Origin of the sequence: Arthrobacter agilis (assembly GCF_002953615.1) — a bacterium.
Lineage (GTDB): Bacteria > Actinomycetota > Actinomycetes > Actinomycetales > Micrococcaceae > Arthrobacter_D > Arthrobacter_D agilis_B.
Genome location: NZ_CP024915.1, coordinates 1,484,441 through 1,494,557, shown reverse-complemented (window position 1 = coordinate 1,494,557; position 10,117 = coordinate 1,484,441). Strand labels below are relative to the sequence as shown.

The 10,117-nt window shown below is 71.9% G+C and carries 12 protein-coding genes and 1 pseudogene; 9 read left to right on the top strand and 4 right to left on the bottom strand.

Annotation, left to right across the window (positions count from 1 at the left end):
* Nucleotides 1–511 (bottom strand): annotated as a pseudogene (locus tag CVO76_RS07200) (nicotinate phosphoribosyltransferase); the annotation flags it as partial.
* Between the two features lie 183 nt (nucleotides 512–694).
* Here CVO76_RS07200 and clpS point away from each other — a divergent pair.
* The 8 genes from clpS to CVO76_RS07160 all read left to right on the top strand — a co-directional run bounded on the left by clpS (nucleotide 695) and on the right by CVO76_RS07160 (nucleotide 6,365).
* Nucleotides 695–1,003, top strand: a complete 309-nt coding sequence (gene clpS, locus CVO76_RS07195) for an ATP-dependent Clp protease adapter ClpS (protein ID WP_133080820.1) — start codon at nucleotides 695–697, stop codon at nucleotides 1,001–1,003.
* Nucleotides 1,004–1,008: 5 nt separating this feature from the next.
* Complete coding sequence (locus tag CVO76_RS07190; protein ID WP_133080819.1) at nucleotides 1,009–1,584, top strand: DUF2017 domain-containing protein; 576 nt, start codon at nucleotides 1,009–1,011, stop codon at nucleotides 1,582–1,584.
* A gap of 89 nt (nucleotides 1,585–1,673) precedes the next feature.
* Entirely contained in the window at nucleotides 1,674–2,585 is a 912-nt protein-coding gene (gene murI / locus CVO76_RS07185) for a glutamate racemase (RefSeq protein WP_208741490.1), read from the top strand.
* Nucleotides 2,582–3,379 carry an MBL fold metallo-hydrolase gene (locus CVO76_RS07180; RefSeq protein WP_208741487.1) on the top strand — a complete coding sequence of 266 codons (798 nt, stop codon included), beginning with the start codon at nucleotides 2,582–2,584 and terminating at the stop codon, nucleotides 3,377–3,379. Before murI ends, CVO76_RS07180 begins: the two co-directional genes overlap by 4 nt.
* An 84-nt stretch (nucleotides 3,380–3,463) precedes the next feature.
* Nucleotides 3,464–4,255, top strand: a complete 792-nt coding sequence (gene rph, locus CVO76_RS07175) for a ribonuclease PH (RefSeq protein WP_279628602.1) — start codon at nucleotides 3,464–3,466, stop codon at nucleotides 4,253–4,255.
* A complete protein-coding gene (gene rdgB / locus CVO76_RS07170; RefSeq protein WP_133080815.1) occupies nucleotides 4,248–4,874 on the top strand; it encodes an RdgB/HAM1 family non-canonical purine NTP pyrophosphatase in 627 nt (208 codons plus the stop codon). Before rph ends, rdgB begins: the two co-directional genes overlap by 8 nt.
* Before the next feature lie 112 nt (nucleotides 4,875–4,986).
* Nucleotides 4,987–5,667 carry a DedA family protein gene (locus CVO76_RS07165; protein ID WP_432206156.1) on the top strand — a complete coding sequence of 227 codons (681 nt, stop codon included), beginning with the start codon at nucleotides 4,987–4,989 and terminating at the stop codon, nucleotides 5,665–5,667.
* The gene (locus CVO76_RS07160) at nucleotides 5,664–6,365 is read left to right on the top strand and encodes a GNAT family N-acetyltransferase (RefSeq protein WP_244186256.1); all 702 of its coding nucleotides are present in this window, start codon (nucleotides 5,664–5,666) and stop codon (nucleotides 6,363–6,365) included. The genes CVO76_RS07165 and CVO76_RS07160 overlap by 4 nt, the downstream gene beginning before the upstream one ends.
* Here CVO76_RS07160 and CVO76_RS07155 read toward each other — a convergent pair.
* Nucleotides 6,331–7,020, bottom strand: coding sequence for an HAD family hydrolase (locus tag CVO76_RS07155; protein ID WP_208741485.1), 690 nt, complete (start codon nucleotides 7,018–7,020; stop codon nucleotides 6,331–6,333). The genes CVO76_RS07160 and CVO76_RS07155 overlap by 35 nt on opposite strands.
* A gap of 94 nt (nucleotides 7,021–7,114) precedes the next feature.
* Between CVO76_RS07155 and CVO76_RS07150 the strand changes: the two genes are divergently transcribed.
* Nucleotides 7,115–8,116, top strand: a complete 1,002-nt coding sequence (locus CVO76_RS07150; protein ID WP_208741484.1) for an exonuclease domain-containing protein — start codon at nucleotides 7,115–7,117, stop codon at nucleotides 8,114–8,116.
* Here CVO76_RS07150 and CVO76_RS07145 read toward each other — a convergent pair.
* Nucleotides 8,113–9,093, bottom strand: coding sequence for an SDR family NAD(P)-dependent oxidoreductase (locus tag CVO76_RS07145; protein ID WP_208741482.1), 981 nt, complete (start codon nucleotides 9,091–9,093; stop codon nucleotides 8,113–8,115). The two genes, CVO76_RS07150 and CVO76_RS07145, sit on opposite strands and share 4 nt — an antisense overlap.
* Nucleotides 9,094–10,117, bottom strand: a 1,024-nt coding sequence (locus CVO76_RS07140; RefSeq protein WP_208741481.1) for an ADP-ribosylglycohydrolase family protein, incomplete at its 5' end; no start/stop codon positions are given.

Genomic DNA, 10,117 nt, shown 5'->3' with positions numbered 1-10,117 from the left:
CCGCCTCGAGATTGGACGTGCTGGCGAAGCCGCCGATGATCGCGGAACGCGCGCAGGCCACGGCTGCCTCCTCGTGCGTGCGCCGCGAGCCCATCTCGATGCAGGGCCGGCCCGCTGCCGCACCCGTCATGCGGGACGCCGCCGACGCGATGGCGCTGTCGTGGTTGAGGATCGAGAGGATGAGCGTCTCGAGGATGCACGCCTCGGCGAACGTCGACTCCACGGTCAGGATCGGGGAGTTCGGGAAGTACGCCTCGCCCTCCGCGTAGCCCGAGATCGAGCCCGAGAACCGGAAGCCGGCCAGCCAGGCGAGCGTGGTGTCGTCGACGATCCGGTGATCGCTCAGGAACGCGAGCTGCGCGTCGTCAAAACGGAACGTGGCCAGTTCCTCGAGCAGGCGTCCGGTCCCGGCGACGACGCCGTACCGCCGGCCCGCGGGGAGTCGGCGGGCGAAGGCCTCGAACACCGAGCGGCGGTGCGCCGCCCCGGAGTGCAGCGAGGCCTGCAGCATGGTGAGTTCGTACTGGTCGGTGAAGAGCGCGCTGTTCGCCGCGTTCACCGCCGCGGGCGTCGGACCGGCGTCGGCCGGAGGATCTGTGGTCAGGGCTTTGGTCACCCACAGAACGATAGCCGGGCGTCCGCCGTGAGAGTACCCGGCCACCGGGGCCGGGTCATCACACCTAGAATGAGGGATATGACCGTAGGCTTTGCAACCGGCACCGACACCCAGGAAGAGGTGCGGACGGCCGAGAAGACCGACCTGGACCAGCCCTGGGTGGTGGTGGTCTGGAACGACCCCGTGAACCTCATGAGCTATGTGAGCTTCGTCTTCCAGACCTACTTCGGGTACAGCGAGGCCAAGGCGCGCACGCTCATGCTGGAGGTCCACGAGCAGGGCCGTTCCGCCGTCGTCTCCGGCAGCCGGGAGAAGGTGGAGCAGGACACCGTCGCGCTCCACTCGTACGGACTGTGGGCGACCTTCGAAAAAGCCGGAAGCGAGTAGGCCCCTTGGCGAAACCGTTCAAATCGACGCGCCGCGGCATCACCGGTGCGCTGGAACCGGGCGAGGCGCGGCTCCTGGGCGCCCTGCTCGACGACGTCATCTCGATGCTGGAACCCGAGACGGGCCCCAGCGAGGACCCCCTGGCCGCCCTCGTGGGCATGTCCGGGGCGGACGCCGAGGCGACAGCACCCGACGATTCGGCCGTCCGGCGCCTGCTGCCCGACGCCGTGCGCGGCGACGACGACGAGGCGCTTGCCTTCCGGCGGCTGACCGAGCGGTCCCTGCGCGAGCAGAAGATCGGCGCGCTGCGCGGCACGGCGCTCCTGATCGAGTCGAGCCCCATGACGCTCAACGACGAGCAGGCCCGCCTCTTCGCGCAGGCACTCAACGACGTCCGCCTGGTCCTCGCCGACCGGCTCGCCATCGAGACGGAGGAGGACGCCGAGCGGCTCCATGACATCGCCGACTCGAAGGACGTCGACAACGTCGAGTCCTATCTCGCGCTGGTGTACAACTTCATCACCTGGCTGCAGGAGTCACTGGTGCAGGCGATGCTGAAGGCCGCCCGGCTCGAGCGCTGACCCGCCCGGGCCCGCCGGGGAGTCCTGTGACATACCCCACGGGTCGGCGGATAGTTTTCGGGGGCAGCACGTCATATTCTCAGAGGATCATGAGCCCAGAGCGAGCGAACACGGACCGCAGCGAAGCGCCGATCGGCATCTTCGACTCCGGCGTCGGCGGACTGACGGTTGCACGAGCCGTCATCGACCAGTTGCCCCACGAATCGATCATGTACGTCGGCGACACCGCGAACGGCCCCTACGGACCGCTGCCGATCGCCCGGGTACGCGCCCACGCCCTCGGGGTGATGGACGAACTGGTGGACTCGGGCGTCAAGCTCCTCGTCATCGCCTGCAACTCGGCCTCGGCGGCCGTGCTCCGCGATGCGCGCGAGCGCTACACGGCCCGCTACGGCATCCCGGTGATCGAGGTCATCCAGCCCGCCGTCCGCAGGGCCGTCGCCGCCACCCGCTCGGGTCGCATCGGCGTCATCGGCACGACGGCGACCGTCGGATCGCGCGCCTACGACGACACGTTCGCGGCCGCCCCGCATCTCGAGGTGACCTCCGTGGCGTGTCCGGCGTTCGTCGAGTTCGTCGAGGCCGGCATCACCGGCGGTCCGGCCTTGCTGCGGACGGCCGAGGAGTACCTCGAGCCGCTCAAGGAGGCGGGCGTCGACACCGTCGTGCTCGGCTGCACCCACTATCCGCTGCTCACCGGCGTCATCTCCTACGTCATGGGCGACGCCGTCACCCTCGTCTCCAGCGCGGAGGAGACGGCCAAGGACGTCTACCGTGCGCTGGTCTCGCACGACCTCGAGCGGGACAGCGTGGATCCCGCCGTGCACCGCTTCATCGCGACGGGCGACGCCGGGAGCTTCGAGGTGCTGGCGCGCCGGTTCCTCGGCCCCGAGGTGCTGAGCGTGCAGCATGTGGACCACGTCGCCGCGCAGTACCCGACCGGCAGCCTCGCCCGGATCACCCCCGAGATGATCGCCGCCGCCGGCTTCCCCCGGGCATGAAACTCACCATCGTGGGGTGCAGCGGGTCCTTCCCCGGCCCGCAGTCACCGGCCTCCTGCTATCTCCTCAGCGCCGAGTGGGAGGGCCGCACCTGGCGGATCCTGCTCGACCTCGGCAACGGATCGCTCGGCGCGCTGCAGCGGTACATGGACCTGCGCGAGATCGACGCGGTGTTCCTCTCACACCTCCACCCGGACCACTGCATGGACCTATGCGGACTCCACGTCGCCGTCCACTGGGATCCGGCGGGCTGGGGCCTGCCCCGCATCCCGGTCTGGGGGCCGGCCGCGACAGCCGATCGGATGGCGAGCGCCTACGGGCTCGAGCTCGACCCGGGCATGCACGAGGACTTCGACTTCCAGCCCTGGCGGGATCGGGACCCGGTGACCGTCGGTCCCTTCACCATCACGCCGTTCCAGGTCCTGCATCCCATCGAGGAGGCGTACGCGCTGCGCGTCGAGGTCGCGGAGACGGACGAGCACGGTGTCCTCCGCCCCCATGTCCTCACCTACTCGGGGGACACCGACGCGTGCGACGGACTGGTGGAAGCCGCCCGGGACGCGGACGTCTTCCTCTGCGAGGCCGCGTTCCACGAGGGGCGCGACGACGCCATCACCGGTGTGCACCTGACCGGTAAGCGGGCAGGGGACGTGGCGACCCGCGCGGCCGCCCGACGGCTCCTGCTCACCCACCTGCCCGTGTGGAACGACGCGAACCTGGCCGTCAGCGAGGCCCGCCAGAGCTACGACGGCCACCTCGCCGTCGCGGTCGCCGGGGTGTCCTACACCGTCTGAACCGGCAGGCAGCCGGTCGCCGGTCGACCGTCCACTGCGGCACTGCCAGCGATCTCCCATGTGCTCCCGTCTAGACTGGAAGTCATGACCCCCGCGAATTCCCCCTCCCTGCCTCCCTCCGCCGGCACCGCTGCCCCCGTGCTGCGGGCGGACGGACGGACGCCCGACCAGCTGCGCAACATCAGCATCACCCGCGGCTGGTCGAAGCAGGCCGAGGGGTCCGCGCTGATCGAGTTCGGCAACACGCGCGTGCTCTGCACGGCGTCCCTGACCAGCGGGGTGCCCCGGTGGCTCAAGGGCGAGGGCAAGGGCTGGGTGACGGCGGAGTACGCCATGCTGCCGCGCGCCACCAACACCCGCTCCGACCGCGAGTCCGTCAAGGGCAGGATCGGCGGCCGCACGCACGAGATCTCCCGGCTGATCGGACGCTCCCTGCGCTCGATCATCGACACGAAGGCGCTGGGTGAGAACACGATCGTCCTCGACTGCGACGTCCTGCAGGCCGACGGCGGAACGCGTACGGCGGCGATCACGGGCGCCTACGTCGCGCTCGCCGATGCGATCCGCTACGCGAAGGACAAGAAGCTCATCCCGGCGTCGGCCTCCCCGCTGACGGACACCGTCGCCGCAATCAGCGTCGGGATCATCGACGGCGTCCCCATGCTGGACCTCCCGTACGTCGAGGACGTGCGCGCGGAGACCGACATGAACGTCGTCGTCACCGGATCTGGCACGTTCGTCGAGGTGCAGGGCACCGCGGAGGGCGCCCCCTTCGACCGCGCCGAACTCGACGCCCTGCTCGACCTCGCGCTCCTCGGCACCGCGCAGCTCGCCCAGATCCAGCTCGACACCCTCCGGGACTCCTCCGGTGGCTGATGCACCCCGGCTCGTCCTCGCCACCCGCAACGCCGGCAAGCTGCGGGAACTGCGCGAGCTGCTGCGCGGCCAGGTGCCGGGGCTCGACGTCGACACCCAGGTCGTCGACGCCGCCTCGGCGGGCGCGCCCGACGTCGTCGAGAGCGGTGTGACCTTCGAGGAGAACGCCCTGCTCAAGGCGGAGCAGACCGCGCAGGCCACCGGGCTCATCGCGGTCGCCGACGACTCGGGCCTCGCCGTCGACGTCCTCGGCGGAGCGCCCGGCATCTTCTCGGCCCGCTGGGCCGGGCGGCACGGCGACGATGCCGCGAACCTCGAACTCCTCCTGGCGCAGCTCTCCGACATCCCGGCCGACCGCAGGGGAGCGGCGTTCGTCTGCGCGGCGGCCCTCGCACGACCGGGTGCTTCCGGCGGGAGCCGTGCGGAGCGCGGAGAGCTGCGCGGCACCCTCCTGACCGCCCCCCGCGGGGCAGGTGGCTTCGGCTACGATCCGATCCTCGTGCCCGAGGGGCTCCAGCGCACCTGCGCCGAACTCGCGCCGGAGGAGAAGAACGCCATCAGCCACCGCGGCATCGCCTTCCGGGCGCTGCTGCCGCACCTCGTCGACGCCCTGTCCTGAGAGCGCCGGGCAGGACGGCAGCGCAGCACGAACCCGAGTAGACCAACCAGCACCGCACGCCGTCCGTCCAGCAGGACGGACAACGAGAGGGACGAATACCACCGTGAGCATCATCCAGACTGTCCAGGCCGTCCAGGCGACGACGGCGAGCCCCACGTCGGACGGATCGGCCCTCGGCGCAGTCACGGACTGGGCCGTGAACCTCATGGAGACCATCGGCGCGCCCGGCGCCGGGCTCGCCATCGCCCTCGAGAACCTCTTCCCTCCGCTGCCGAGCGAGGTGATCCTGCCCCTCGCCGGGTTCACCGCCAGCCGGGGCAACTTCTCGCTGTTCGAGGCGATCCTGTGGACGACCCTGGGCTCGGTGGTCGGAGCCTACGCGCTGTACGCCCTCGGCGCGTGGCTCGGCCGCGACCGCATGCGCCGCCTCGTCTCCAAGGTCCCGCTCATCGACATCGAGGACGTCGACAGGGTCGAGGACTGGTTCAACAGGCACGGGTACCGGGCCGTGTTCTTCGGCCGGATGATCCCGCTGTTCCGGAGCCTCGTCTCCATCCCGGCGGGCATCGAACGCATGCCCGTCGGCAAGTTCCTCCTGCTCACGACCGCCGGCAGCCTGATCTGGAACTCCCTCTTCGTGCTGGCCGGGTTCTACCTCGGGGAGAACTGGCACATCGTCGAGCAGTACGCGGATGTCTTCCAGAAGATCGTGATCGTCGCCGTCGTGCTGTTCGCCGTGTACTTCGTCGTCTCCAAGGTGCGCAAGCACCGCGCGGACAAGCGCGTGCAGTGACGCCGGCCCCGGGCATGGTCGACGCGACGGACCCGCTCGTGCAGGTCTGGCCGCTGTTCGGGCTGGAGATCGCCACGCCGCGCCTGGTCCTCACGCCGGTCCGGGACGAGCACCTGCCGGGGCTGGTCGACGCCGTCCTCGCCGGGATCCACGATCCCGCCGAGATGCCCTTCAGCGTGCCCTGGACGGACGCGCCCCGCGACGTGCTGATCACGGAGACCGCCAAGCACCAGTGGCGCCTGCGGGCGGGCGTCTCGGCAGGGGAGTGGACCGTCAACTTCGCGGTCCTGCACGAGGGCCGCGTGATCGGCGTCCAGGACCTGGCGGCGCGCTCGTTCCCGCTGCTGCGCCGTGTCGAGACGGGATCCTGGCTCACCCGGGCCGCCCACGGCCGGGGATTCGGGACGGAGATGCGCGCCGCCGTGCTCCAGTTCGCCTTCGACCACCTCGGCGCGACGTCGGCCGTGTCGGGAGCGGTCGCGTGGAACGCCGCGTCGCTCGGCGTGTCGCGCCGGCTCGGCTACGTCCCGAACGGGACCGCGCTGGCCGAGGCCAGACGGGGAGAGGTGCAGGTGCTCCAGAACCTGCTGCTCGCGCGGGAGGACTTCGTCCGGCCCGACTGGGTGGCCGAGGTCCGGGGACTGCAGGCCGCGCTGACCCTGCTCATTCCCGGGTCGCTGCGCGGGGCGGCAGGCTGAGTTCCGTCCCCGGCGCGGGCGCCACGGCGGACAGGACCCGGTCGGGCGCAGGTCCTGCGAGCACCCGCGCGAGATCCGACGCCGGCTCGAACAGCCGGGCGTCGAGGCCCAGGGCGCGGGCCGCGGCGACGTTCGCCGGGGTGTCATCCACGAAGGTCACGAGGCCCGGCTCCACCGCCAGCTCCGTGAGCACATGGTCGAAGACGGCCGTCGACGGCTTGACGAGGCGCAGCGACGAACTGAAGAAGCGGTGCCGGAACAGCCGGGTCCAGCGGGCGTCGCCCAGCTGGGCCACCATGGCCGCCGGCATGTTCGACAGCAGGGCGAGGCGCTCGCCCCGGCTGTCCAGGTCCTCGAGGACATCCAGGGTGTCGAGGTTCAGGTGCGACCACTGGTTGCCGTCCAGGACGTCGAGCCAGGCGGAGCGCGCGCTGCCCACGCGCCCGCCCGTGACGAGGGACCAGTAGTCCTCGGAGGTCAGCGCCCCGATGTCGTAGGCGTGGCGGTGCTGCCAGTAGGTCGACGCCTGCCCGTGCAGGCCCTCCACACCGGTCGCCTCCGCGAGCAGCTCCCAGTCCTGCGGCGTGGGGGCGGTGGAGACTACGTTGCCGTAGTCGAAGAGGTACCACCGGCGGGAGCTGTCGATGCGGGCCATGACTCAGGGTAGGACGCCCAGCCGTCGAGAGGACCCCGCCACCGGTGAACATCGGGTGAACGGGCGGGACGGGCAACGGCGGTAAACTGGCTGCGTGGGAATCGCATTCACGGCCATCGACTTCGAGACTGCGAATGGCTTCCGTGGCTCCCCGTGCGCCGTCGGCCTGTCGAAGGTCCGGGACGGCCGGATCGTCGAGGAGGCATCCTGGCTGATGCGCCCGCCGGAAGGCCACGACCACTTCGACTCGCGGAACATCGCCATCCACGGCATCACGTCGGGCATGGTCCAGGACGCACCCCGCTTCGGCGAGCTGTTCCCCGAGATCGGCGGCTTCATCGGCTCCGACGTGCTGGTGGCGCACAACGCGGCCTTCGACCTCGGCGTCATCCGGTCCGCGCTGGAGGTGTCGGCTCTCGCCGGCCCTGCCTGGGACTACGCGTGCACCGTCGCGCTCTCCCGCAAGAGCTACTCCCTGCCGTCCTACTCGCTGCCGTTCGTCGCGGAAGCGGCGGGGGTCCCGCTGCTCAACCACCACGACGCCGTCGAGGACGCGCGCGCGTGCGCCGGGATCATGATGGACCTCGCCCGGCGGTACGAGGCAGGCACCGTCGAGGACGTCCTCGGGTGCCATGGCCTGCCGCTCTCTCGGGCAGAGGCCTACGCGCCGGGCGTGGACGAGCTGTCGAAGGCCACGCGCACCGCACTGAATCGCGGCTCGTCGCCGTCGGGCTGGTCCGGCTGGCCGGAGGAGGGCGCGAATCCGCACGCCAATCCCCAGGCCGATCCGCGCCACCCGCTGTACGGACAGACGGTCGTCTTCACGGGGACCCTCGGCATCCCGCGGCCGCAGGCCAAGGAACGGGCAGCCCACCTCGGCGCACAACCGGCGAGCTCCGTCACCCGACGGACCACCGTCCTCGTGGTCGGGGACGGCTTCGTCGCATCCGACCTGCGCAACGGACGCGTGACCGGGAAGGCCCGGCGCGTGCTGGAACTGCACGAGCGGGGCCAGGCCATCGAGGTGCTCTCGGAAGCCGAGTTCCTGCAGATGACCGGCGACCGCTGGCCCGCCGCGAGCCCGGCGGCCGGCTAGAGACGCAGCGGGACGCCGGTGAGTCGGGCCGACAGGTCGATCAGCCGCGACGCGGCATTGCGCTCACGGGCGTGCGGTTCCGCCGGGACGAGGGCCGGCGGTCCCGTGAGCTGGAATCCGCCGCCAGGACCGCAGTAGGCACCGTTCGGGATCCCGGGATCGGCCGTCGCGCGGACGAGGGGCCACGCCCCGGCGTCCTTCCCCTGCGCCACGTGCGCCAGGACGGTCCGCCGCCACCGGGGCGCGTCCTTGCGGGCCGCGACGCCCGGCCGGTCCGGCGTGAGCATCCCGAGTGCGAGGCCGGGATGGGCCACGACGCTCGTCGCCGCGCTCCCTGTCGCATCGAGGCGCCGGGCCAGCTCGAACCCGAAGGCCGTGACCGCCAGCTTCGACGTCGCATACGCGACGGAGCCGCGGTACGACGACGGCTCGAGGAACGACGGCGTGAGGCGTGCCCAGCGGTGGCTGATGCTGCCGAGGTGGACGATCCTGGTCCCGGCGGCGGCCAGCGCGGGGAGGAGCAGGGCGATCAGGGCGTAGTGGCCCAGGTGGTTGGTACCGAACTGGAGCTCGAAGCCGTCCGCCGTCGCGCGCTCCTCGCGGGACCCGACCACCCCGGCGTTGGCCAGCAGGCCGGTCAGGGGCGGGCCGGCCGCTATCGCCGCGGCCGCGCCCCGGACCGATGCCAGGTCCGCGAGATCGAGGAGCTGGAAGGTGACGTCGGCGCGGGGGTGGACGCCCCGGATGGCGCTGATCGCGCGTCGTGCCCTGTCCTCACTGCGTGATGCCAGCACCACGCTCGCGCCCGCTCCCGCGAGTTGCTCCGAGGCGAAGTAGCCGAGACCGGCGTTGGCGCCCGTGACGAGGAAGCGACGGCCGTCCAGACGGGGGAGGGCGGACGGATCCCAGTCCGAGGCGTCCGAGCCGTCCCGGCCCGTCGTCGGGCCGCTGCCGCCGTCGCGGGCCCGCCGCGGCACTCAGGTGCCTGTCGTCGCGGACAGGAGTGTCCGGGCCATGGAGCGGACGACGGCGGGAACCCCCGGCGAGGTCAGGTAGCCGGCCGGCAGGGCGCGTGTGCCGTGCAGTGCGCCGACGATCCCGCCTGCCAGGGACGCCGCGACCACCGGGGAGGCATCGGGCCTGCCGGCGTGCGCCGCATGCCGGAGGGCCGCGACGAGATGGTCCCGCGGCGACGAGGACTCGTCGGCGCCCTCGACGGCCGCCTGCAGTGCCGCCTCGAACGTGCCGGCCGCCGTCGCTCCGTCGGCTGCCGTGCCGTCCGACCCGGCACCGGAGGTGTCCGCTCCGTCGGCCAGCGCGCGGCCTGCATCGTGCCCGGCGTCCGCTGCGGAACCCCGCTCACCGGTGCGGGCGGTGGTGACCGCCTCGTCCAGGGTCGTCCCCTCGATCGCCAACGAGCGGATCACGGCGCTGAGGAGGCCTGCCGTGGCCCGGGCGGAGTGCGAGCCGTGCGTCAGCGCGGCGGCGTCGAGCGTGAGGCGCTCGACCATGCTGGCGGGGATCCGGGGGACCAGCCCGAACGGGGCCGAGCGCATCAGCGCACCCGGTCCCTGCGCCCGGAGGTTCAGGGGGCGGCCGAACGTCCCCATGTCGCCGGTGAGGAGGGCGCGGACGGTCTCGGCGTCGGGATCGTGGACGGCCACCAGCTCCTCCTGCCGGTCCAGCCACCTCGGCGGAGGAACCGGTGCGTTCGGCGGCAGGTGCTCGCCCTGCCGCGAGAGCCAGCGGAGATAGGCGAGCCACACGCAGGCGGTCTCGTCGGCGGCGACGCCGTCGTTCGCCCACTCCAGTGCCTCCACGAGGGCGTCCACGGTGTAGAGCGTGAGCTGCGTGGCGTCGGAGACGGCCACGGCTCCCGGCTCGTCGAGGGCGGTCGCGGGATCGTCGCCCGCCACGGTGAGGACACCGTAGGCGTCCCCGGCCATCGTGCCGAGCAGGCACCCCAGGACCCGATCCTCGTACGTGTCCGGCGTGGTGTCC